24 protein-coding genes are annotated in these 22404 nt (G+C 53.2%); 13 read left to right on the top strand and 11 right to left on the bottom strand.

Going from position 1 to position 22404, the window contains the following annotated elements; all coding sequences use genetic code 11:
• Nucleotides 1-4 precede the first annotated feature (4 nt).
• The gene (locus tag SHEW_RS01435) at nucleotides 5-790 is read right to left on the bottom strand and encodes a TetR/AcrR family transcriptional regulator (protein WP_011864083.1); all 786 of its coding nucleotides are present in this window, start codon (nucleotides 788-790) and stop codon (nucleotides 5-7) included.
• Between the two features lie 331 nt (nucleotides 791-1121).
• On the opposite strand from SHEW_RS01435, the gene SHEW_RS01430 reads away from it, so the two are divergent.
• The 5 genes from SHEW_RS01430 to SHEW_RS01410 all read left to right on the top strand — a co-directional run bounded on the left by SHEW_RS01430 (nucleotide 1122) and on the right by SHEW_RS01410 (nucleotide 6335).
• Nucleotides 1122-2639 (top strand): flavocytochrome c, encoded by a 1518-nt coding sequence (locus tag SHEW_RS01430; protein ID WP_011864082.1) that lies wholly within the window; start codon nucleotides 1122-1124, stop codon nucleotides 2637-2639.
• A 5-nt stretch (nucleotides 2640-2644) separates the two neighbouring features.
• Complete coding sequence (locus SHEW_RS01425; RefSeq protein ID WP_011864081.1) at nucleotides 2645-3013, top strand: cytochrome c3 family protein; 369 nt, start codon at nucleotides 2645-2647, stop codon at nucleotides 3011-3013.
• A gap of 41 nt (nucleotides 3014-3054) precedes the next feature.
• Nucleotides 3055-4188 carry a hypothetical protein gene (locus SHEW_RS01420; protein ID WP_011864080.1) on the top strand — a complete coding sequence of 378 codons (1134 nt, stop codon included), beginning with the start codon at nucleotides 3055-3057 and terminating at the stop codon, nucleotides 4186-4188.
• A 167-nt stretch (nucleotides 4189-4355) separates the two neighbouring features.
• Nucleotides 4356-5420 carry a hypothetical protein gene (locus SHEW_RS01415; protein ID WP_011864079.1) on the top strand — a complete coding sequence of 355 codons (1065 nt, stop codon included), beginning with the start codon at nucleotides 4356-4358 and terminating at the stop codon, nucleotides 5418-5420.
• Nucleotides 5421-5591: 171 nt separating this feature from the next.
• On the top strand, nucleotides 5592-6335 hold the full coding sequence (locus SHEW_RS01410; RefSeq protein ID WP_011864078.1) for a cupin domain-containing protein: 744 nt from the start codon (nucleotides 5592-5594) through the stop codon (nucleotides 6333-6335).
• Nucleotides 6336-6387: 52 nt separating this feature from the next.
• Here the strand turns inward: SHEW_RS01410 and SHEW_RS01405 are convergent, their stop codons facing one another.
• The gene (locus SHEW_RS01405; RefSeq protein ID WP_011864077.1) at nucleotides 6388-7737 is read right to left on the bottom strand and encodes an esterase/lipase family protein; all 1350 of its coding nucleotides are present in this window, start codon (nucleotides 7735-7737) and stop codon (nucleotides 6388-6390) included.
• 185 nt (nucleotides 7738-7922) lie between these two features.
• Here SHEW_RS01405 and SHEW_RS01400 point away from each other — a divergent pair, with 185 nt between their 5' ends.
• Nucleotides 7923-8513: an outer membrane beta-barrel protein gene (locus SHEW_RS01400; RefSeq protein ID WP_041406277.1), complete on the top strand. Its 591-nt coding sequence runs from the start codon at nucleotides 7923-7925 to the stop codon at nucleotides 8511-8513.
• Between the two features lie 68 nt (nucleotides 8514-8581).
• Here SHEW_RS01400 and SHEW_RS01395 read toward each other — a convergent pair whose 3' ends face one another.
• A complete protein-coding gene (locus tag SHEW_RS01395; RefSeq protein ID WP_011864075.1) occupies nucleotides 8582-9469 on the bottom strand; it encodes a DUF1223 domain-containing protein in 888 nt (295 codons plus the stop codon).
• 96 nt (nucleotides 9470-9565) lie between these two features.
• Here SHEW_RS01395 and SHEW_RS01390 point away from each other — a divergent pair, with 96 nt between their 5' ends.
• Together SHEW_RS01390 and SHEW_RS01385 are read left to right on the top strand one after the other, a co-directional pair.
• Nucleotides 9566-9847 (top strand): Rho-binding antiterminator, encoded by a 282-nt coding sequence (locus SHEW_RS01390; protein ID WP_011864074.1) that lies wholly within the window; start codon nucleotides 9566-9568, stop codon nucleotides 9845-9847.
• 186 nt (nucleotides 9848-10033) lie between these two features.
• Nucleotides 10034-10240 carry a cell division protein ZapB gene (locus SHEW_RS01385; RefSeq protein ID WP_011864073.1) on the top strand — a complete coding sequence of 69 codons (207 nt, stop codon included), beginning with the start codon at nucleotides 10034-10036 and terminating at the stop codon, nucleotides 10238-10240.
• Nucleotides 10241-10309: 69 nt separating this feature from the next.
• On the opposite strand, the gene SHEW_RS01380 is transcribed toward SHEW_RS01385, so the two are convergent.
• From SHEW_RS01380 to SHEW_RS20795, 7 genes are all read right to left on the bottom strand, one after another.
• Nucleotides 10310-10522, bottom strand: a complete 213-nt coding sequence (locus SHEW_RS01380) for a DUF1107 domain-containing protein (protein ID WP_011864072.1) — start codon at nucleotides 10520-10522, stop codon at nucleotides 10310-10312.
• Between the two features lie 337 nt (nucleotides 10523-10859).
• The gene (locus SHEW_RS01375; RefSeq protein WP_011864071.1) at nucleotides 10860-11471 is read right to left on the bottom strand and encodes a thiol:disulfide interchange protein DsbA/DsbL; all 612 of its coding nucleotides are present in this window, start codon (nucleotides 11469-11471) and stop codon (nucleotides 10860-10862) included.
• Nucleotides 11472-11600: 129 nt separating this feature from the next.
• Nucleotides 11601-12602 (bottom strand): serine/threonine protein kinase, encoded by a 1002-nt coding sequence (locus tag SHEW_RS01370; RefSeq protein ID WP_011864070.1) that lies wholly within the window; start codon nucleotides 12600-12602, stop codon nucleotides 11601-11603.
• Nucleotides 12599-12904, bottom strand: a complete 306-nt coding sequence (locus tag SHEW_RS01365) for a DUF3630 family protein (protein ID WP_011864069.1) — start codon at nucleotides 12902-12904, stop codon at nucleotides 12599-12601. Before SHEW_RS01365 ends, SHEW_RS01370 begins: the two co-directional genes overlap by 4 nt.
• 70 nt (nucleotides 12905-12974) lie before the next feature.
• Nucleotides 12975-14429, bottom strand: coding sequence for a protein adenylyltransferase SelO (locus SHEW_RS01360; protein WP_011864068.1), 1455 nt, complete (start codon nucleotides 14427-14429; stop codon nucleotides 12975-12977).
• A gap of 17 nt (nucleotides 14430-14446) precedes the next feature.
• Nucleotides 14447-14758 (bottom strand): hypothetical protein, encoded by a 312-nt coding sequence (locus SHEW_RS01355; protein WP_011864067.1) that lies wholly within the window; start codon nucleotides 14756-14758, stop codon nucleotides 14447-14449.
• 250 nt (nucleotides 14759-15008) lie between these two features.
• On the bottom strand, nucleotides 15009-15857 hold the full coding sequence (locus SHEW_RS20795) for a hypothetical protein (RefSeq protein ID WP_011864066.1): 849 nt from the start codon (nucleotides 15855-15857) through the stop codon (nucleotides 15009-15011).
• Nucleotides 15858-16179: 322 nt separating this feature from the next.
• Between SHEW_RS20795 and SHEW_RS01345 the strand changes: the two genes are divergently transcribed.
• From SHEW_RS01345 to SHEW_RS01330, 4 genes are all read left to right on the top strand, one after another.
• Nucleotides 16180-16581, top strand: a complete 402-nt coding sequence (locus SHEW_RS01345; RefSeq protein WP_011864065.1) for a nitrous oxide-stimulated promoter family protein — start codon at nucleotides 16180-16182, stop codon at nucleotides 16579-16581.
• A gap of 172 nt (nucleotides 16582-16753) precedes the next feature.
• A complete protein-coding gene (locus SHEW_RS01340) occupies nucleotides 16754-17641 on the top strand; it encodes a hypothetical protein (protein ID WP_041406272.1) in 888 nt (295 codons plus the stop codon).
• A gap of 101 nt (nucleotides 17642-17742) precedes the next feature.
• Nucleotides 17743-19821 carry a S9 family peptidase gene (locus tag SHEW_RS01335; protein ID WP_011864063.1) on the top strand — a complete coding sequence of 693 codons (2079 nt, stop codon included), beginning with the start codon at nucleotides 17743-17745 and terminating at the stop codon, nucleotides 19819-19821.
• A gap of 135 nt (nucleotides 19822-19956) precedes the next feature.
• A complete protein-coding gene (locus tag SHEW_RS01330; protein WP_011864062.1) occupies nucleotides 19957-20535 on the top strand; it encodes a lipid-binding SYLF domain-containing protein in 579 nt (192 codons plus the stop codon).
• 528 nt (nucleotides 20536-21063) lie between these two features.
• Here the strand turns inward: SHEW_RS01330 and SHEW_RS01325 are convergent.
• Nucleotides 21064-21744 (bottom strand): potassium channel family protein, encoded by a 681-nt coding sequence (locus SHEW_RS01325; RefSeq protein ID WP_011864061.1) that lies wholly within the window; start codon nucleotides 21742-21744, stop codon nucleotides 21064-21066.
• 146 nt (nucleotides 21745-21890) lie between these two features.
• Here SHEW_RS01325 and SHEW_RS01320 point away from each other — a divergent pair, with 146 nt between their 5' ends.
• Nucleotides 21891-22385 carry a hypothetical protein gene (locus SHEW_RS01320; protein WP_017041459.1) on the top strand — a complete coding sequence of 165 codons (495 nt, stop codon included), beginning with the start codon at nucleotides 21891-21893 and terminating at the stop codon, nucleotides 22383-22385.
• Nucleotides 22386-22404 lie beyond the last annotated feature (19 nt).

Here is a 22404-nt window from a genome sequence, read left to right as displayed (position 1 = left end):
CTTTTTATTGATAAGCCTGTCTGACGCAGGCAGGGCGATCTTTCAGATTTACGCCAGATAGGGCACTGCAGGCCGCGCAGGTCATATGGTCGCGGTAATGTTGGTCAAAAAATGCCTTGGTTCTCGCCTCGAGACTATCGAACAGCTCAGGGGTTAATGCTTGGTTCCACTTGTACTGCCCCATCAACTTGGCCAGATGGCGGTAACAGGTTTCTCGCCGGTTAGACAGATACTCGGGCGCGATTAATTGACTCTCAAACTGAGTCAATGAACCGGTTAGATAGAAGGTTAGCCCCTGCACCAATTCTTTGATCTGTAGCGGTGTGGCCTGTAACTCTCCCTGCTCCACGGCGGCATGGAGCGAGTCGGTAAACCAGCCCCAGAAGGCGTTGATGCGTTTCTTAAAGCGCTCCACTTTCTCATCGCTGGCCAGCTGCCACACCATGGTGTTAACCGAGACCGAACGTAGGGTGAAGAAACTCTTGCTGCGGCTGATGGTTTCGAAGGTGAACAATACAGGCAGGAGCACTTTCTCCAACTCGCTCAGCTCCGGATGCTTATCGATAAAAATCGGCAGATGATTCGAGGTGGCGCTGCGTAAAAACAAACACACCAACACATCTTCTTTACGCTCGAAAAACTTATACAGGGTCCCGGTGGAACACCCCACCTCTTTGGCCAACTGAGAGAACTTGAACGAGACGATCCCCTGAGACTCGATGAGCCGCTCGGCGGCATCCAATATCTGATTGCAACGCATCATGGGCAAAGTTTCAGTGGGACATTTCATCGTTTATACCTTAATCATAGAGAAGCCGAGAGTATGTGCTGATTTTGATTTTGAATTACAGCGAACGCCGATTTAATCGGGACTGACCTCACGCAATGAGGTCTTTATTGCACCGCTTTGTGAATTACGTCAAACAAACATTCACCCAGGAATATTCACCCCGTATACACTTACGCCAACTTTTCGACCATATAGAAACATTTCAGAAAAATTATTCGGGACATGGTTCACGAATAAGTTTGCCACCCAGAAAACACCGTGACTTAGTTCAACTTTAGCCCTCCACAGAACCTCTATCTTTGCCTGCATACAGAGACAGAGGACACTTTAGATGCACAACAGAAGAAATTTTTTAAAGCTTAGTGCGGGTGCAGCCATAGGTGGCATGGCCGCCGCGCTCCCCAGCACCAGCCTGGCCAAAGAGTGCCAGGCGATTAAATGGGACGAGTCTCATGATGTCATAATAGTCGGTTCAGGCTTCGCCGGACTCTCTGCCGCCCTCAACACCAAGCGTCAAGGTATTAAATCCGTATTGGTACTCGAGAAGATGCAGGTCATCGGCGGTAACTCGGCGATCAACGGCGGCTGGCTAGCCATTCCCAAGAATCCCATTCAACTGGCCCAGGGCATCGAAGACGACTCACCAGAAGAGCTGGTCAAAGATCAGATCATCTCGGGTCGCGGCATGCAAAATGAGACGGCGCTGCGCCAGATCGCCAATAGAGCCTTAGATGCCTACGAACTATGTATCGGCACGGGCGTAAAATTTCGCGACGGCTTTAACATTCAAGTCGGCGGCCATAACAAGGCCCGCGCCATACGTACTCAACACGGCTCGGGTGGCGATATCACCACCAAGCTGTACGAGGCGGGTGTTAGAGAAGGTGTCGAATACCGTCTACAACATTACATCGAAGACTTCATCATGGACGGTCAAGAGATCGTCGGCGTCAAGGTGCGTAAGAACTACCGCTTCCCCGACATCACCACTGGCAGCACGATTTACATCAGAGCGAACAAGGCGGTCATCCTGGCCAATGGTGGTTTCGCCCGTAACATGAAACTCAGGGAGATGGTCGACCCTTCACTGGACCCGACACTCGACTGCACCAATGCCCTTGGCGCCACCGGCGAGGTCACCCTCACCGCCATGGCACACGGCGCCCTGCCCGTGCACATGAACCTAATCCAGACGGGTCACTGGGGCTCCCCGGACGAGGGCGGATTTGGCTGGTCAAACGCCCTGCTCTCCATCGGCTGGCACCAGGGCGCGGCCATCAGCGTCCTCAATGGTAAGCGTTTCATGGACGAGCGTGCAGATCGCAAGACCTGCTCCGAAGCCATCATGAAGAACCGCTACCCGGACAACAGTCCCGCCTACCCTGTGGTCTTATTTAACTACGAGAAATACAAGGACGACGACCGTGTGGTGCGTGCACTGCGCGACAAGATGGCCTGGAAACTGGACAGCCTCGATGAGATAGCCAGCAAATTCAACATCCCTGCGGCCGAGCTCAAGCGCTCCATTAACGAATACAACGGCCACGTTAACGCCCGCAAAGACCCACTGTTCAACCGTAAGATGGACACGGCCGAAGTACTCACCGGCCCCTTTGTGGTCTCGCGCATCTGGCCTAAGGTGCACTACTGCATGGGCGGTCTGAAGACCGATCTCGCCGCCCGAGTTATCGATGGCCGCTCCATGTCGCCCATCAAGAAGCTCTACGCCATAGGAGAGGTCACGGGTGGCATTCACGGCGAGGCCAGACTCAGCTCAACCTCTTGTCTCGAATGTTTGGCGATGGGAATCGTCGTCTCTGAAACCATCAAATCTGACGCGCAGGCTTAATCACTATGAACAAATGTATTGTAACCCTCCTACTCGGGCTAGCACTCTCATCGGGCGTCTACGCGGGCGAACTCGTCAAGATGAAGGGTAAGACCCAGGGACGCACCAACCACGAGTTTATCTATCAGGATGGCTGCCAAGGCTGCCATCAGGGTTCGGGCAAGAAGAACGCCACCGACAGCGCCTGCGTCGAGTGTCATGGCGAGATCAACAGCATCCCAGTAGACGAAAGCAAGCTGGCAATCCCCGAAGCCCATCCGCACAAGTCACTGCACTACAACCAGGGCGCGAGCTGCCTGGCCTGCCATGGCGAGCATGAGAAGAAGGCTCCGGTGTGCGCCGAGTGCCACCGCACCTGGTTTGGTGAGATGTAACGACTTCTGAAGTAAATACTTAAAAATACAAATAGGTAATGATGATGAAAAAGACCACTCAATTTATGTTGTCCATGGTCGCCACCGCGATAGCCCTCTCAGCTTCTACGGCGTATGCCCAGGAGCAAGAAGATGGCATCAATGTCGGCGGCGCGGTACGTGTTAACTATGGTTACAAAGACTATAGCGAGGCCTCTAAAGACAAGGGCGGCGACCTGACCTTCGATATGGCCGCCATCAAGTTTAACGGCAAGAAAGGTGACTGGGGCCTGGCGGCAGAATACCGCTTCACCTCAAGCACAGACTATATCAAATATGGCTATGGCTACTACAACATAGACCCAGACTGGCAATTACAGTTCGGTATCAACAAGGTGCCTTTTGGTAACCGCGACTTCATCTCTAACAGCTGGTGGTTCGGTATCCCTTACTACCTAGGCTTCGAAGATGATCATGATGTGGGTATCAAGGCCGTGTATGAGAAAAATGGCTGGCACACAGATCTGGCCTTCTACAAGAACCCGGAGTACGGCCCGACAGAGAACAAGCGCTACGCCACCGATCTCTACACAGGCACCATCAACGGCACCGAGTATCACAACGAAGAGACTAACCAGTTCAACGTGCGCCAAACCTATACCCTGGAGCATGAAGGCGGATCGACGACGCTAGGTGGCTCTGTGCAATATGGTCAGATCTACAACAGCAAAACGGGCAACAACGGCGACCGCTATGCCGTAGCCCTGCACCTAGACAGCAGCTACAAGGGCTGGAACCTTCAGCTACAGGCGATGCAGTATGAATATGACGCCGCCGACGCCGTAGATCCCAACAAGATAGGTGTCTCTGTGGTGAGCTGGCAGTATGAGATCGCCTCCAAGGGCCAGGCCTACAGCGCCAACATCGCCAAGACCTTCGACACCGACTGGGGTAGCGTGAAGTGTTACAACGACTTTGGCGTGATGACCCCGGATGTCGCCGACAACAGCTATGACAACAGCATGCAAAACGTCACCGGCTGCGCCATTGCGGCAGGCCCAACTTACACCATGGTCGATTTCGTCATGGGTAAGAACATGACCTTCTCTACCGCCAACAACGACCATGTGGGCCTCCCGGAGGTCGGCAACGACTGGGACAAACGGGTCAACATCAACTTCGGTTACTACTTCTAAGGAGCAACCTAAGTACCCAGCAGAAATCGGCTCGCTCTCACCCAGTTTCTGCCTTTTTTCCCTTTATTGAGATTCGATGCGGCTCCCCAAGCGCGAACGCATTTTAAATCTGGCCCTATCTGATAGGGCTTTTTTCATTTCCCTCTGTATCAATCAACACCAAGACTATGAAAACATACCTAAGCTGTGCCCTCATCTGCCTCAGTTTTCCAGCCATAACGGCTCATGCCACCAGCATAGAGTTGGGTGGATTTCTCAAGGCCAATGCACGCTATGTCGACGGTAATATTGCCTTTCAGGACAGCTGGGCCGGTGGCGGCCAGGTGGTTCCATCGGCTAAACGAACCCAATTTAGCGCTCAGGAGAGCCGCTTCAATATCAGACTCGATCATGAACAGATCCTCGGCTTCGCCGAGATAGACTTTGTCGGCTCCGCCCAGGGTAATCCCATCATCTCCAACTCTTATGCTCCAAGACTCAGGCACGCCTTCATTCAGTATCAAGGCATCACTGCCGGACAAACCTGGTCGACCCTGGTCAACACCTCCAGCTTTGCTGAAACAGCCGATCTCGGCGGCCCCTTAGTCGGTCAGGCAATGGTAAGACAGACACAGTTCTGTTTCAGCACGGTCCACTGGCAGTTTGCCTTGGAAAACCCCTACACCTATGGCACCACGGCCCAACATAATGAGGATAAAACCCAGTGGATAGACACCAGTAACGACTATCTCCCCGACACAATCATTCGTTACAACCAGGCGGGTGATTGGGGCAATGTGTCGGTATCTGCCCTGATTCGCTATCTCGACCCAGCTGACAGCCGGCAGTGGGGCGGAGGGCTCTCTATGGGGGCCAAACTCTTCACCTATGCGCGAGATGACCTACGCCTTCAACTGCACTACGGCAATCTGGGACGTTATGTGGGCACAGATGCGGCCAAGGATATCTTCGATGGCGAGATCGAGACCTCGCTGTCGGGCATGTTTGCCTATCGCCACTTCTGGACCGAGCGCAGCCGCTCGACCCTCTTCTACGGCCATACCACGACCCAAGTAGAGCAGACGGATCGTCATCATTGGGGCATCAACCTGTTTACCGATCTCACACAGGCACTCAGTGTCGGCGTCGAACTCGGACGCTATGAGATTGATGACGCCATTAGAGATGCCGCGGCTCCGCGCCCAAAAGGCGCCTCCAACTATGCCCAGCTGAGCATGCAATTTTCGCTATGAGACCTGCGATAGGTAAGATTATTCGCGAGCCAAGTCACGAATAAGTTTGCTGTTAAAAAAGTGGCGTGATCCATTTCACCTTTACAACAAACTAATCACTTTATCGTTAGTCCATACACAAATTTACACCCAAAATAGCGCGGCCCAAGGGCCGCAAAAAATAGGACAGGAATGATGAAACTAAAAATGCTCTTAGGTGTTGCCGCACTGGCTTCAACCACAGCCGTGGCTCAAGGCCCGCAATGCAATCATGCACAGCTGCCATTTCAGCAGATGACGCCAGTGCCTTACGACAGCACACCTTACTCACCACAGGACACTATGCCTGAGCAGTGCAGTAACCCTGAAGTTGAGGCCTATATTGCGGATTGGGAAGCGGGCAAGATCGACTTCACCACCATCAAGGCCAACGACAGCATCGCCGCCGATCAGCGTTTCTGCAAGACCCTGGATGACGATGGCAACATTTCAGAAGTCAAAGACTGTGATCGTACTAAGTCACCCGTTGGTTACATCTGGAAAGAGCTATCTGATAGCCCTGTGGTGATTGGTATTACCGATGGTGGCAAGTCAGACCATGCACCTCACTTCCACGGTCAACCTGAATGTTACTATGTGGTCAACGGCGAGGGACAAACCCTGGCGGACAACCAATTTAAGAAGCTGGGTACTGGCCAATACTTCTACATTCCGGGTGCCACCATCCACAACACGCCTATCATGTCTGAAAAAGGCCTTGGCGTAATCTATTGGTATCCGAACAACGCCCACTTCGACGGCTTCAAATACTACTGGCGTAAAGACGTGAAAAACCTACGCGTTGCCGAAGAAGCCTTCGACCGCGTAGATGCCATACGTAAGCGCGACCTAAACTTAGGCCCCTACGGCACCAACGAAGCCTTCTTCAAGAAATAGTCTCGGCAGCCATGCCTAAAAAAGCGGAGCCTAGGGCTCCGCTTTTTTAGTCTTAACCTTCTGGGGAGATCCCCTTGAAATCCTCTGAGTCGCCAATCTTGGTAAAGCTGAAGGTATTGGGGGCGATATAGCGCTCTAGCTGAATGTCCAGCATCAGGGTATGATCGGCGCCAAACAGATGGGTTAACTGCTCGGGCTCGCAGCGAAACTCGGCGCTCTTGTAATGACAAAAACCCTCTGCGGGCCTTGGGATCAACTTAAGCCCCAGCTTGCCAGCGCGTATCTTGAAGAGCTTATTGGCATCCAGGTAGAAGGTGATCACGTTACCGTTGACGCTGTTGCGCTGCTTATCCAGCACCATGGCGTGGGGTAACTTGGAGGCGTGATACTCATCGCCCGCCAGCAGATAGCAGTCAAAATCGGTCACCCTATGGCCCAGATTATCGAACACCCTCACCACCAGCATGCAGTACCGTGGCGGCTTCCGGCTCGCCTCGGATGCCACAGCCATCTGCTCCCTGAGTTGACGGTAGTTCTCACGGTCAGCGACCCCAAGACAGTCCAGGATGTCGGCAACCACCGGCTTGTTGGCGGCATTTCTCTGGGTCACTGAGTTCATGATCCCCATCTTGCGATTGCTATGACTCGCCCTAGGCACAATCCCTAAGACGCAAGGCTCAACGGCCTGAGTCAACTCCGTTAGCACCAAGGTTTCGGTGCACTCACCATCGAAGCTCTCACACTGAATCCCAGTTTGCTGCGCCAGCTTAGCGTAGACAAAGTTCATGTTGGCGGCGCACACCCGCACCACACCGTCGGAGCCAACCTCGCCGGTGTAACTGTTCATATAGTCGTAAAGCGCACCGTCTATGGCCTCTCCGGTGAGCACGAAGGGATAGACGCCGGCGCCTAACCAGTCCTTTTGCTGCCAGCTCAGGTTGAGTTCGTGCTGTCCGTCGCTGCCCAGCTCCAACCAGTCCAGCACCCGCTGACCCGGCTCGACACCATCGAACCAGGCTTTGAGCCGGCTCACCCTGGATTTACCCAGCTGTGCCAATGCCGAGCCATGATTGGCAGGCGCCAGCATGATCAGGTGTAGCAGCGGCGCCGATTCAGTCTCTTTGTAATAGCGACACAGCCAGTGGCGCATCAGGGGGCCACCAGTGGAGTGCGTTATCACAGAGAAGGGCTCATCCCCCAGTTCGGCGCGGCGCGCGGCCTCGAAGGCGATGCTGAGGTCCTCAAGCGTCACCGCGTCGTTGAAGCTGATATAGCGCCCTAAATAGATGTGCTGAATATCCAGGGCCAAGGCCTCGGGGGCCAGCTTAAGCAGCGCCTGGGGCAACTCGCCGTAGGTCTGGGTACTGGTGACACTCCATCCATGTACAAACACCAATTTCATGGTTTCACTCCTTTATCAAACGGCCCACTCACAGGAGTAGCCCGCTCATTTCGTCACACAAGCAATCCACCTATCGGCAAGACAAATAGAAACTAACTTGCAGATCTCATTCAGTTTTGGTTCAGCAAGGCTAACTTACTATGCCCTCAACGAAAACAACACCACCTTTTAAAAGAGAGCATATTATGACTAAGAAGACATTAGCAGTAGCCGCAGTCATCACCGCAGCATTGTCAGCGCCAACTATGGCAGCAGATTGGTTCATCGGTGGCGGTATCGGTTCACAAGAGAACAACTACAAGGCAGAGATCACCGAAGCGGTCGATCCTGGCTTCAGCAAGGGCACCTTCAAAGATTCAGATAGCGATATGATCTATGAACTACGTGGCGGTGTTTACCTCAATGACAACAACCGCGTATACGGTACTTACTCTTACAACTCAGATGACTTCGCTAAGCAGCAGAGCTTCTTGATGTCTTACGACTACCTGGTTGGCCTGGATGCAAACAACAAGTTCAACTGGTTTATCGGTGCGACAGCCGGTGTGAACCATGTGAGCCCAGACACAGACGTACTGGAATCTAAGAACCGCTTCGTATGGGGTGGTCAAACAGGCTTCATGTACAAGATCAACGACAGCCTGAGCACAGAGATCGGCTACCGTTACCTGAAGCAAGACTATGAGAGAAGCTTCGCGTCAGACGCTGGCGACAAGGCATCATTCTCACTGGATGACAGCCAACAGGTTTACCTGTCTGTAGACTACCGCTTCTAAGCCGAGTCTTTACGAGAAAGCCCCCCAAGGGGCTTTTTTATTGGGTGATATTTATCTGTTTCTGCCACTTAATCCGCTTCCTCGACCAGCAGCCAATCACCCACGGCCTGCAAGGGAATATGATCTTGTTCGATCCAGGCCACCCAGGCCAAACGCTTAGGCGCATTATCCGCCTTAACGAGCGGCTCAATGTTCCCGCTAAAGGTGACAGTCTGTTTATCCCAATTCTTTCCAGTCAAAGCCTGTCCAGCCAAAGCCTGTCCAACCAAAGCCTGTTTAGCCGAGCCCTGTTTAGCCGAGCCCTGTTCAAGCAAGGCCGGGTCATTTAGGGGCTGGCGAGCTAACGCCGAATAACGCCCGTGGCTCAAGACCACAAAGTCTTCCACCAGGTGTTTACCTCTGTTCTCTCCCCGACCCACTCGAGTCGCAAGCCCGCTGCCCAGCAGGGCAAGATGCAGGGTGAGCCCTTGATTGCTCGGCAATCGGCTGTCGAAGCTGGCCGTGAACTCTTGCCCCGCTATGGTCAGACTTAATCTGCCCACCTGCGCTCTCTTATCGGACTCATCGGGCAGCAGCGCCTGCCCGCCAGGGCGCCACTCACGGCCATTGATCACCAGCTGCGGCGTATAGACCTGGGAAATCCCCTTGTGATTGAGGTAATCATACTGGCGCTGACTGAAGGCGCGTTTAGCGAAGGGATCTTTCCAGCCGAGATAGTTCCAGTAGGTCACATGAAATGCCAGCGGGAAATAATAGTGCCAGAGGCCGGTCTCTTGTTTAAATCCCGAGAGCCATCGCTCCATCGGCGGACAGCTACTACAGCCTTGGGAGGTAAACAGCTCGACCACCAGAGGTTGCTGCTCACCACTGCGCTTATGAAACTGCGTCAGCGTCTGAGCCGCAAAAGTGGGATGAGCCAACAGGCTCAACATGAACAAGAGGGCTACTTTACTCAAGGCGGCTTCTCCTCCAAGATGATATATGTCTACTCAATAGACCCGGCGCCGCGCCATTTACGTTCAAGGACGCACGCTTTAACCTAAGGAAATCCTATGCAACCCTACCGCATCATAGACTGTCATGTTCACGACCACCTGGAGCTGGCCTGCATCAGGGGTTATCAGCTGCTCATAGAGACCTCGACCGGGGAGATGAGGGCCACCGCCATCACACTCACCACCCAGGCGGATAAGAGCGAGTACCTGACCGTGAGAAACGAGGCGGGCGAGCAGGCGATCCGCCTGGATCATATTCAGGCCATCACCCCCTTAACCCAGGGCGCGGCGTTCGATCGTGTGGTGATCGCACCGGCAGACAAATCACGAGAAGATTAACGGCAGAGCTCGCCGACAGGTCGGCTACAGGCCCTTTAAGGTAGGATGCTCGCCGCGCCGACGAAATAAACAATGTTTAATCCATATATAGATGGATTTTTAGACATTTAGCACGAATTAGCTATTCACTCAGATAGCCGCACTGATAGAATCGAAGCACCATCCAGAAACTATTAGGACCTCCCCATGAGCCTTGAACTACTGTCCAAGCTGGAGACAAAAATCCAAGCGGCACTCGAAACCATTGAGCTACTGAAAATGGAGCTTGAAGAAGAGAAGCAGAAGAACCATACCCTGAACGAACAGAACCAACAGCTGAGCCAAGATCTCACCTCTTGGAACGAGAAAGTCACCGGGCTTGTGGGTCTGCTGAACGACGAAGTTAGCGAATAACTTCAGAGGAGAGGCGCTTATACAAGGAGCCTGAGGCTCTTAAGATAAGCGCGTTCGATGAGCGAAGACCTAAGCCGTCTTCGCCTCGTTATGTTGGTGCTCAATCATTTCATTCAATTCCATGATGGCGCGTTTTACCTGAGGCAGGCTCTGACGCGGCAGCAAAAATTTTCCTTTCTCGAACTCTAATCGTCCCAGGTCTTTCACCCAGATCACCCCAGAAACAAAGATTCGGGCATGTTTGACAATCAATTTCGGCGCGTAGACAGGAAAAACTCTCATGAGACCTCCAAGCAAGACTCTGCGTTCTTATTTTTATACTTAGATTCGACAGGTCTTTTACCATGTTAGTTTCAATTTTCTGAGCATTTTTTTCGCGAAATTTGACCCGTGCGCCATAGTGCTAAAAATTTACCTTGTCTATCAGACTAATAGACTAGGCGAAATAAAAATTGGCGCTTGCCAAATTTTTGACACGCTGGTAGATTGGAGCAGTTACTCAGGGTAAATAGAGCTTTTTAGCTCAATAACCGTATTTCCACAGCGACCGGAAATACGGTTTTTTTTATTCTGGGCAACAAAAAAGGGGCCTAAGCCCCTTTCGATAACCGACTGCCGATTACTTCAAGCTAGTCAGGTAGTAAGCGATCTGTAGCAGTTCGTCGTAAGACTTAATCGCACCAGTCTCGACACGGTACTTGCCGTTCACAACCAGGGCAGGTACGCCAGACAGCTTGGCATTCTCAGTGGCACGCTTCATCTGCGCCATCTGTGCGCTCACCATGAAAGAGTTCGCGGCGGCATCGAAATCTTTGCCATCTACGCCATTGGCGATGAACAGCTGACGGATATCGTCACGGCTAACGAAACGTTGCTTCTTGTCGTGGATAGCGGCAAACAGCGCGTGTTCCATCTTGTCTTCAACCTTCAGCTGATTCGCTACGGCGAAGGCACGAGACATCTCTGGGCCCATTTCACGACCGATAAATTCAACATGGTTCTGCTTAAATACCACGCCTTCTGGCAGGTTAGCCTTGATCTTAGGCACCTGTGTCTTGGCAAAGTTGTAGCAATGTGGGCAGTAGAAAGAGAAAAACTCGGCGATCTCAGGCTTAGCCGTAGCCGGGCCATCGTTGATCACTGTGTAATGAACTCCCTCTTTGTAGTCGGCGGCCAGTGCCGCCATAGGGGCAACTAAGAGTGCCAGTGCTACCAATAACGCTTTCTTCATTATGCTTCCTTAACAGTGCCTCAGCACCACTATGACAAAAAGATTGACCATACCTTAAAGTGGTTTGGAGTCCACCTCAAGCGGATAAGTTCATTTTTCTGTTACAAATTACAGCCAAATTAGCCCCGACTAATAGGGGATCAGGGTGATCGGCGGCTCATCTAACTTAGCCAGCTGCTCCTTGAAGGCCAGGATCTGCTGCTCCCAATATTTCTCCTCGCCGTACCAGGGGAAATGCATCGGAAAGGCGGGATCCTGCCAGCGGCGGCTCAACCAGGCGTTGTAATGCAGCATGCGCATCGCCCGCAACGACTCGATAAGATGCAGCTGGCGATTATCGAAATCACAAAACTCCTCATAGGCCTCGAGCAACACCTCAAGCTGCAGGGTCTGGTGCGAGCGCTCGCCCGAGAGCATCATCCAGATATCCTGCACCGCGGGCCCCATCTTGGCATCATCCAGGTCCACGAAGCCCGGACCATCCGGGGTCCACAAGATGTTACTGGGGTGCAGATCCCCATGCAGGCGTATCGCCTCGGTGGGATATTGATGCCAGATGGCTTTCGCCTTCTCCAGCACCTGCTCCACTATGGTGAAATAGGCGGTCTCAAGGCTGGGCGGCACATGATCTGAGCCCTTGAGCCACGCCAGAGACTCATCGCCCAGCAGCTTAGGCGTCAGGGTCTGACGATGCACAAAGGGGCGCCGCTTGGCCATCTGATGAATACGGCCGATGAAATGCCCCACCTCCTCGAGCTGCTCCAGGTTATCCACCTCGAAGGCGCGCCCGCCCATGGAGGGAAACAGCGCGAAGCGATAGCCCTGATAATCCTGCAGTGAGCGTCCCTCGATGATCACAGGCGCCGCCACGGGGATCTCCTCCTCCACCAGCTCGGCGCAGAAGTCGTGCTCCTCCTGGATCTGCTCGTTACTCCAACGCTCGGGGCGATAGAACTTCACCACATAGCGTCGCCCCAGATCGCAGCGAAACTGATAGACGCGGTTCTCATAACTATTGAGCGCTAACAGCCCTGTCTCGGGGTAGATGCCCACAGACTCTATGGCATCCAGGATGAGATCCGGCGTCAAGGCCTGAAAATGAAACCCCGCCCCTTGCATCGATTCTGTCATAGCTGTGACTCCAATAGGCTGGCCAGATAGACGAGCACCTCGACCTCATCGTCGCGCTCCACAGACAGCCAGCAAACATCACCATAAAACTCATAATTTAGCTGCAACAGGCTGCCCTCGAACTCCAGCAGCCACTGATGCCTATCCGCGCCCCAGTGACGCTCGATCACCCGGCAATCCAGCGCCTTAACGAGCGCCTCGGCAAAAGGATGGAAGCGGTCAAAATCCACATCGGCCAGAATCGACAGGCTCTTGGCCTGGGGCTCGACCTTAATGGCGCTGATCTTCAACTCTTGATTCATAACTTACTCAGGGTTTTCCCTGCCTCTTCAAACTGATTTTTTTAGGCCCACGCGCGGTTATCTCGGCCGGCTAGCTGCTACAGGACATGATAAGCCCCTGGCCCCACTCGGGTGGGCGCTTGGCGTAGGCTTCCTTCTCCGGCTGCTCGTCGAAGGGGCGTGTCAGCAGCTGGTGTAGCTCGGCCAGTGGCTGGGTATTGCCCTCTTCACAGGCGATAATCGCCTCCTGGGCCAGATAGTTGCGCAGCACATATTTAGGGTTCACCTGTGCCCGCACCGCCTGCCAGCCGGCCACATCACTCACCTGTCCCAGGCGCTCTTGATAGGCCTGATACCAGGTATCGAAACCGGCGAGATCGATAAAATCATCCCTCAGAGACGAATGTTGGCTGTTTGGATCCAGCTGCGCAAAGCGGCGCCAGGTATTGGTATGATCCAGACGGTTGGCCTCCATCAGCAGGGTAAAGCCGCCGATCAGCTGTAGGTCCGCCTCATCTCGCTCGCTGCCTGCCGGCTCAACCAACTTGATGCCCAGCTTATCGCGCATCAAGACCAAATAGGCCTGCACCAGGTGATGTTGGTAAGTATTGAGGGCGGCGATTAGATCGTCCGAGGCGATAATCGGCACTAGGGCCTGGGCCAGACGCTGCAGGTTCCAAAGGCCGACGCCCGGCTGCTGACCGAAGGCATAGCGACCATTGGGATCCGAATGGTTACAGATAAAGTCCTCCTCGAAGGTATCGAGGAAGGCGAAGGGGCCGAAATCGAAGCTGTCACCGAGAATCGACATGTTGTCTGTGTTCATCACCCCATGGGCGAAGCCGACGGCCTGCCAGTGGGCGATCAACTTGGCGGTATCGGCCACCACACGGTTAAACCAGGCGATGTAACCGGCCTGATCACGGCTCAACTCGGGATAGTGCTGACTCAGGGTAAAGTCTAGCAGCTGCTTGAGCTTATCCTTGCTGCCCTGCTCGCTGTGGCAGAAGAACTCGAAATGACCGAAGCGGATATGGCTCTTGGCCAGACGCACGGTAATGGCCGCCGTCTCCTGGGTCTCACGCCATACAGGTAGGTCAGAGCCGATCACCGCCAGGGCCCGTGTCGTGGGGATATTGAGATGATGCAGCGCCTCGGAAACCAGAAACTCACGCACCGCGCTACGCATCACGGCGCGGCCGTCGCCATGGCGGGAATAGGGAGTCATGCCCGCGCCTTTGAGCGCCACATCCCAGTAGCCCTGTGGACCCTCGGCCTCACCGAGAATGATGGAGCGGCCGTCGCCAAGCTGAGGCGAGTAGCCGCCAAACTGATGACCGCTATAGACCTGGGCATAATAGCTGGCACCCGGGATCGCCTGATTGCCCGCCAGCCCCTGCAGCAACTCATCATCGGGCTGCTTAAGCCCAATTAGCGCGGCGGCATCTTCACTCCATGCCAGCCACTGAGGGCGCGGCAGCCCCTGAGGGGTCACCTGGGAATAAAACCCGCTCAGCTGGTCGAAATAATCTTGCTTAAACTTCATTGGCTAACCCTTATGCTTCACTGGCTTGCCAGAGTTTCCAGGCGTTGACACTTAAGCGCGCCCGCCTCATTGCGCTGACATAGTTCACCGCACAGATAACTGCCGCTACCCGTCTGACTCAGCTTCACCATACCGGCGCCCTTTGCCAGGCACTGATCTAGCTGCAGATAGTAGCCGCTTATGTGCTGATCCAGCTCACCTTGACTCGCCAGCACCTCGGCGGATTCACCCGGCGCCGCATCGGGATAATAGAAGAGGGTCCATTGTGGCACCTGAGTACAAGCCGTCATAGTTAATAGTAACGCCGCGAAAGCCATCATGCTGCGCATTTTAATCTCCTGTTACCACAGATTGTCCAACCTAAACCAAGGCCAATATGGCCCTGCGACCAGAGACATAAATGTTCCGGACATAACGTCATTTTCTTTCCATCCCAGGGACTCTTACCAGTCATCCTGCGGATAGGGCATAAATGTTCCGGACATAAAAAAGGCGACACTCAGATCGCCTCTTTAGTATTGCTTGACTAGTTTACACGGCTAATCGCCGAGATGCAGTAGATTACTGCCGGGCCTAAGATCAGGCCTGCGCCTTCGCTTTGGCCTTCTCGATGCGAGTGATACGTCCCTCGAAACCGGTAACCGTACCGTCTGAGAGGCCATAACCTATGGCCGCCTGACAGATTGCGATGGCACCGTCGAAGTCACCACAGTCGTTGAGCAGAGTGGCCAGGTGCATGAAACCGACGCCCTTCTCCTTGGTAGGAGCTGGCAGAGCCGCAAACAGCGATTGATAGTATGGCGACAGCGCGGCGCCATATTCGCGGTACTCTTCCTGCTTACGCTGCTTGTAACACTCGGCGATCGCCTGTAGCAGCGCCACATGCTTGCCTTCGGCCTCTGGTTCGGCGCGATATTGAGCTAAAGACGCGCTCAGCTTGTCATTCGTCCATGACTCGTCGGTCACCGCCAGCATCTTGAAGGCTGGCTCTGGCTCTGGCTCTGGCTCTGGCTCTGGCTCTGGCTCTGGCTCTGGCTCTGGCTCTGGCTCTGGCTCTGGCTCTTCAGCAAGCTGCTCGGGAGCTTGTTCAACCTCAAGTACTGCCTCGGTCGGTTTCTTCTCTTCGGCAACTTCTACGACAGTCTCTTCGACAGCTGCGGGCTCAACGGGCTCGACAACAGTTTCTTCAACAGCCTCTGTCTCAGCGGGCTCGACAGGTTCGAAGGTCACGCCCTCATCCGCTGGGGTCGAGACCACCTTTTCCGCTTCCTGATCCGCTTCTTGGCTAGGCACATTCACGGCCTCGCCTGATACCACCTTTTCAACCGGTTTCTGGGTTGCTTGTTGCTCTTCCTGTGCCAGTCGCTGCGCTCGTTTGTACAGGTAAACGCCCACCGCTACCAGCAAAATAATGGCTATATATTTCATTATCATCCACCGTTGATTAATCGCGCCCAGTATCAGGCATTTTCATATCGCAAATATGTCTAGATATTAACCGATATTATTAGTCGATTCTCTTGCTATAAATCAAATATTTATACCTCTTTTTCGCTCGGGTATCAAAAACAGCCGTGAAAATCATGCTTAGGGGGTAAAAATGACCTTTTCTGCCTTGATTTTCAGCGGCGGACTGAGCCGGCTAAAAGTTCCATTTTGTGCGCATCTTCATAATTTCGCCGCTTGCTTTTGTGTTCCCGTTCGCCTCGGGCTAGGCTAGCTATAACCCAGTAAAGAAGTCAGATATATCATGAGCCAAGAGATTCTAAGTGGTAAGCTGCTGCGAGAGTTTAAGACCATCGCCGCCATGGTACATATCTATTGCAAAGACCACTGCCAAGCCAAGGGCGATGTGGCTAACTGCCCAGAATGCAGCGAGTTTCTCGAGTATGCCCACACCAGGCTCGACCGCTGCCCCTACGGTCAGGACAAACCCACCTGCAACAAGTGCCCTGTGCATTGCTACAAGCCTGAGCCGAAGGCCAAGGCGAGAGAGATAATGATCTATTCCGGCCCGCGCATGCTGCTGCCCCACCCCATCATGGCGATACGTCACCTGTGGGCCGAACGCGGCCCTGTGCCGGGCAAGCCGCCCGCGGCGGCATCTAACCGCCACCTGCGTCTGGCCAAGGAGCAGAAACCCTCCTCTTAGGTCGGGGCGCGGTTCCAGCAGTCACCCCTGCGATTAGCCGCGCCAATAACGCCCAAAATTCACCTTGGGTTAACCCGTTATTTTCAAGCTGAGATCAGCGCCTTAACCCTTGATGGCATTTCGAGGCGAAATCCCACCTCACGCTTGCCTCGCCGGCCATTTTGCGTCAACAATGAGCACTATGGATACGCACTCTCACGGCTTGTTATTCGAAGGATACTGGTGGCTCTCTTTGCTGGGCGGCTTGCACTGTATCGGCCTGGGACTCTACCTCAGGTATCTCTACCGTGATCGCAACGACAACCACAAGCTGCTAGGCGCCATCTTCAGCCTACTGGCCCTCTACTTTCTCACCGGCCTGCTCAACAGAGACAACTCGCCCCTGCCGCTGCAACAACTTTTTATCCTGCTGATCCCGGCCTATTTCCTGCTGATGCCCATGCTGTATCTCTATTGCTATCGCAGCCTGCATGACATCAAGGGTTCTATCGGCCTGTCGCGCCACTTCATCCCCGCCATCGCCCTGGTGCTGGTGATAGGCCTCAGCGCGCTGCTGAGCGGTGAGATGCGCCAGCTGGTCTCGACCAGCAGAGTGACCCAGTTTAACCATGTCACCCTGCTGGGTACTGTGCTACCCCTGCTGCTGGTGCTGCAGACCGGTCTCTATTTCTACGCCATCTGGCGCCTGCTGCGCCGCTTCAAGGGCCGGGCCCACCGCGCCCATCAGGACAGTCTCAAGGATATCAAGTTCAGATGGCTACTGGCGCTGACACTGGCCATGTTGACCAACTGGCTGGTGCGTATGGGATTAGTCATATTGCCCTACCTGCTGGGGGATAAGGTCAGCCTGGCAGCTCAGGCGAGCACCCGACTGTTTCTGCTCCTTAGCCTCTACCTGCTGGCCCTCTACGGCCTCAAGCAGATCACCATGTCTGCCTATCTCAGGGGCCGCCTCTCCCCAGACCTGCAAACCCAGGCGCGTCCAAGCAGCAGCCGTCAGCTGCTGAACGCCGAAGAGCTCAATTATCTGCAACAACTGCTGCAATCCGACAAAAAATAATTAACTCAATTTATACCTAAGCGGTTTTGCGTTAATGTATCCGGGCTTAACCACCTCAATTAACAAGAATTACTCAAGCAATCACTAGAGAAGGGATCAAGATGGGAAGGGGATATCAACTCACCGCGTTGGCGGCGATCTGTGCGGGCGCCATGGGACTGAGCAGCGGCGTATTGGCCGCCGAGCGTACTCACCAGATCACCACGGATGACTTTTTCACCATAGGCAACATGGGCAATGTTCAGCTCAGTCCAGATGGCAAACATGCACTCTGGCTAGAATCCCGCTGGGACAAGGAGCTGGACAAGGCGCAGAAAGATCTCTGGCTTATCGATACCAAGTCACGCAAGACCAACCGCCTCACCTTCACCAACGAGAGCGAATCCAGCCCTCAGTGGAGCCCAGACGGAAGCGCCATCTACTATCTGGTCAAGCAGAGCCGCGAAGACAACAAGGCCCCCTACAACGGCAAGGCTCAGGTGTTCAGAATCAACCTGGGCAGCACAGAAGCTGTCCCTGTCACCAAGGAAGCCGAGGGAGTAAAACAGTTCCAGCTCAGCCAAGATGGCAAGAGCCTCTACTTCCTCACCAACAAGACCACCACAGACAAAGATATCTGGGCCAAGGTAAGAGCCAAACACGGCGCGCCTAAGTATGGTCACGGCAAGGTCACTACCAACCCCCTCTACAAGCTAGATCTCGACCACTACCAACAGAGCCTAGTACTGGACGATGACAAGGTGGTGTGGAACTTCAGCGTCAACCAGGACGCCAGCCAGATCGCCCGTATCACCACCCAGGACAACGAACTGGTCAACCTGGAAGGCTGGTCAAACATAGAGGTGTTCAACACCCAGTCACAGCAAAACAAGGTGCTGGAAGACAGCGCCTGGCGCGAACAGGCGCCCTCGCCTTATGGCTGGCTACTGGGCCTGGCCTGGCATGAAGACAACCAACGCCTGGCGTTTCGTATCGACTTCGATGGCCACCCGGGCAAGCTGTTTGTGGTTAAGCCTAAAGATGACAAGGCCAAGCTAATTCAGGTGAAGACAGAGGGTGATGTCACCTTCAACTCGAGCGACATCCATTGGCGACCAGGCAGCGACGAGCTCTGCTATCGCGGCTACGACCACGCCAGGGTCAAACTCTTCTGTAGCGAGATAGATAACCAGGGGCAAGGGGACACTCGTACCGTACTGGCTGGCGATCTGGTAATGGGCAGCTATAGCTTCACCCACAATGGCAAGAAACTGGCCTTCAGCCACAACGGCCTGGATCATTTCAGCGACCTCTTCATCGCCGATGCCGCCAGCAAGAAGGCCAAGTACAAGCGGCTGACCAACATCAACCCTCAGGTCGACAGCTGGATCCTGCCAGAGATCTCTATAGTGAAATGGACCGCGCCGGACGGCAGCCAGGTGGAGGGGATCCTGGATCTGCCCGCAGGTTATAAGAAGAGTGACGGCCCGCTGCCGCTGATCGTGCAGATCCACGGCGGTCCGACCTCGGCCACCCCCTACGCGCTGCAACACAGATCCTACGGGCGCAGCACTTTTACCGCCAACGGCTGGGCGCTACTCTCGCCTAACTACCGCGGTTCTACCGGCTATGGCGACAAGTTCCTCACGGACCTAGTGGGCCAGGAGCATGAGATCGAGGTGGCCGACATCATGGCCGGTGTCGATCATCTGATCAAACAGGGCATCGCCGACGGTGACAAGATGGCGGTGATGGGCTGGAGCAACGGTGGCTATCTCACCAACGCCCTCATCAGCACCACCAATCGCTTCAAGGCTGCCAGCTCGGGGGCCGGCGTATTCGACCAGCGTCTGCAGTGGATGCTGGAGGATACCCCAGGCCATGTGATCAACTTCATGCAGGGCCTGCCCTGGGAGAAGCCAGAGGCCTACACCCACGGCTCGTCGCTGACCCATGCCGACAAGATCAAGACACCGACCTTGATCCACATAGGCGAAAACGACCAGCGTGTGCCACTGGGTCATGCCCAGGGGCTCTACCGCGCCCTGAAGCACTACCTGAATGTGCCGGTCGAATTGGTGGTCTATCCGGGTGAGGGCCATGGTCTGAGCAAGTACCAGCACAGACAGGCCAAGATGGACTGGGACAAGCTGTGGTTCGAGCACTATGTGCTGGGTAAGCAGATGGACGAAGCTAAGTAAAAGCCTATTTGTTAGCTGAACCCGAGCTGACATCAATCGAAAAAGCGCCAATTTTGGCGCTTTTTTAATCAACAGCCGTTTTCATTCTTAATCAGTCGAACTATGCTAAAACCATCCAAATCGATGGAGGTCATCATGCATAAGTATCTGTCTACCTTAATTCTAAGCTGTTGTGTGGCATTGGGATTATTGACGTCCCCCATGACGCTCGCCGCCGACAGCTACAGCGAGGCGATCGCCAACTTCAAGAAAGCCCCGGACACCCAGAAGTTTTTCAACTCCGCCTATGGCTACGCCATCTTTCCCACCGTCGGCAAGGGCGGCATAGGCATAGGTGCCGCCTACGGTAAGGGCCGTGTCTACAAGGGCGGTGCCCATACCGGCGACTCCAGCCTGACCCAGCTGTCCATTGGCTTCCAGCTCGGCGGACAGGCCTACAGCGAGATCATCTTCTTCAAAGATGCCAAAGCTTATCAAGAGTTTACCAGCGGCAGCTTCGAGTTCGGCGCCACCGCCTCGGCGGTCGCCATCAATGTCGGCGCCAATGCCCAGGTGGGCACCACAGGTAACTCCGCGGGCGCAGGCCACTCGGGGGCCAACAAGGCCGCCAGCGCCGCCTACATCAACGGCATGGCAATCTTCACCGCCGCCAAGGGTGGCCTGATGTATGAAGCCGCACTGGCCGGGCAGTCTTTTACCTTTGAACCCAAATAGCGGGCATCTGGTAGGGAGTCAGATGGCTCCCTCCTTTCTTCCCGGCCCCCGGGACAACTTTAATAAGCTGATAGGCCATTACGGCAGATTGGTTTCTCAGAGTGAAGCTTCAACCTTCTGAGGTGTTTATGAAGGGAGTTTGAAGCCATAGTTTCATGGTGAACTTATTGCCTGCGGCAAGCCATTCGTGCAGGTACTTCTGAGGCACGCTGTAAACCCGTCCCTGGGCGCTCTACGGCAGCATCCATGCTGCCGAAGGCCTCAGACGCACCTGCACCAAGTTTTCCATCTCTTCGATTTAGCCGCTTTTGAACCTGACTGAAAAGTTAAAAGCAAAATCACTTTTGGACAGAAATCATTTAGAGCTAAAAAACCATACTGCTTTTTGACATAACGTTTACTAATCCAAAACTCAAACGGCAATACTGATTAGAAAGTAAGGTTCGGAACAGTCCCTTATCATATTATGAAGCAATGTGAATATAGCAATTGTCATTAGCGATAACTTGACCACTTAAGGGATATCTTTTATCTAGCCGCGTTTCTACCTAAATTCGAACTGACTAAACTAGACACCACTACTGCCATATAAAAAACACCAACAACCGACTCTAAATAGACTAACGTTTTCGCAATTGGAGTCACTGGACTGATATCCCCATAACCGAGAGTGGTTAAGGTCACGAAGCTAAAATAAGCGCTATTAGAAAAATTATCTTCCCATGGAATTGCTTCTAACCCGCGAAATGCGAAAGGGTCTAGCTCAAGTAACAAAAGGTAAGCCACCGCCCACATTAAACCAAGCAATAAGAATAGGGCTACAGAACCAATAAGTTTGTTGGTGTCTATTTGGCCTGAAAACAAGATTTTTCTTACTAAAGATTGGAAAGTGCCATAGAAAAAGACAAAAGTCAGAGAAAGCATCAATATGCTCATCTCTTTGATATGAAAGAGGTGTTTCGCGGCAATAGCAGCTATCCAAACCACGGCTAAACCTCTTAAAAAATGCGTCCACTTTCGATCAAAGCGCAAACTTACAAAGCAAACAATAAAAATCACTACCATAATCCCCTGTATGACGTATTCGATCACATTGTCTTGTAGTAGTTGAACGAGGGCGGCGGCAATTAACAGCATGATTAAAGCTAACGTTAAGTAGATGAAGTTATTCTTCTCGCTAATATTTGACAACGCTTTATCGAGATTCATGATTGACTCCTTTCCACAGTTATCATGGCGCACAAGTATGCTCTAGTCGCAACAGTATCAAAAATGGTCATGTTTGATATGCATTTATTCGAACATTCTCGTTATAATCAGTAAGAGTTTATTGTACAACAGTGAAGGTGCTAGACGTGGATATCAAAGTGAAAGATTCATTGATTGGTGGCGTGATTAACGGCGTTATCAATGGCTATATTGCGAGCCACCATTTCAAGGGAATGGATAGCGTACCAATGTCGCTTAACGTGATCACGAATTCTGAAGTGACTGTGTGGGGACAAGCGGTATCTCTAACTTTTGGTTTAGGGATCATTTTGTCGTTGATCACATCCAAGCTATTTATTCATCAGCTCAACAAATCCCACCCACAACACATTAGTCAACTTCAGAGTGGTTTTTGGTCTCACCTTGTTCCTATTGCAGTCACCCATGCAGCAGCGTTATTTGGCTGGTTTGTGGCAATAGCTGTGATCTGGACAAAATACGCTGGCGAAGTGATGGTCTCTTCTTCAAGTGCTGTTGCACTGGTTGGCCTATTTGCATTCATCATTACCATTGCCGTCGAAGTACGAACTAAGAAAAGTATCATTTATAAAAAGATAAATTTACTGGAACAACCTCAGTAAACGACAGTAGGAACAGAAA

It is taken from the genome of Shewanella loihica PV-4, from assembly GCF_000016065.1.
Lineage (GTDB): Bacteria > Pseudomonadota > Gammaproteobacteria > Enterobacterales > Shewanellaceae > Shewanella > Shewanella loihica.
Note: the sequence above shows the minus strand (reverse complement) of the source record. Positions and strands in the feature narration are given on the sequence as shown.